A 641-nucleotide genomic window follows, 5' to 3' on the forward strand; every position below is an offset into this window, starting at 1 on the left:
TTGCAGGTCTTAGGTCGTCTGAAAAATGCTTTCAGACGGCCTTTGTTTCAATTTTTCCTCAGCAAACATGAATTACTGCGAATTTGTCGCCACGCTTCCTGACGATACGGACAACCCCAACAAACATTATCACGACACGCAATACGGTTTTCCGATTGAGGACGACAATGAATTGTTTGAGCGGCTGGTGTTGGAAATCAATCAGGCAGGATTAAGCTGGACGCTGATGCTGAAGAAGCAGCAGGCATTTCAGACGGCATTTAAAGGTTTCGACATCGATACGGTCGCCGCATTTGACGAAACCGATATTGAGCGACTGCTTGCCGATGCAGGCATCGTCCGCAACCGACTGAAAATCAACGCAGCCATTTATAACGCGCGACAAATCAGACAAATACAGCAAGAATACGGCTCATTCAAAAACTGGCTCGATGCGAACCATCCGCTCGACAAGGCTGAATGGGTGAAACTGTTTAAAAAACATTTCAAATTTGTCGGCGGCGAAATCGTCGGCGAATTTTTAATGAGTACCGGCTACCTGCCCGGCGCGCATGTGGCAACCTGTCCGGTTTATAGGGAAATATTGGCATGTCGTCCAAAGTGGGCGGAGGTCGTCTGAAACAACATTTGCAAGAAAAAAC

At 47.3% G+C, this 641-nt stretch carries 1 protein-coding gene; it reads left to right on the plus strand.

Annotated elements, in window-relative coordinates; genetic code table 11:
* The first annotated feature begins 67 nt into the window (after window positions 1–67).
* On the plus strand, window positions 68–619 hold the full coding sequence (locus ACTHUR_RS15225; protein WP_070460360.1) for a DNA-3-methyladenine glycosylase I: 552 nt from the start codon (window positions 68–70) through the stop codon (window positions 617–619).
* Window positions 620–641 lie beyond the last annotated feature (22 nt).

Source organism: Neisseria sp. P0021.S007, assembly GCF_051956855.1.

Bases quoted from the DNA above. Each gene is read 5' to 3' on its own strand.
- ACTHUR_RS15225 (WP_070460360.1), top strand. From the start codon at position 68: ATGAATTACTGCGAATTTGTCGCCACGCTTCCTGACGATACGGACAAC.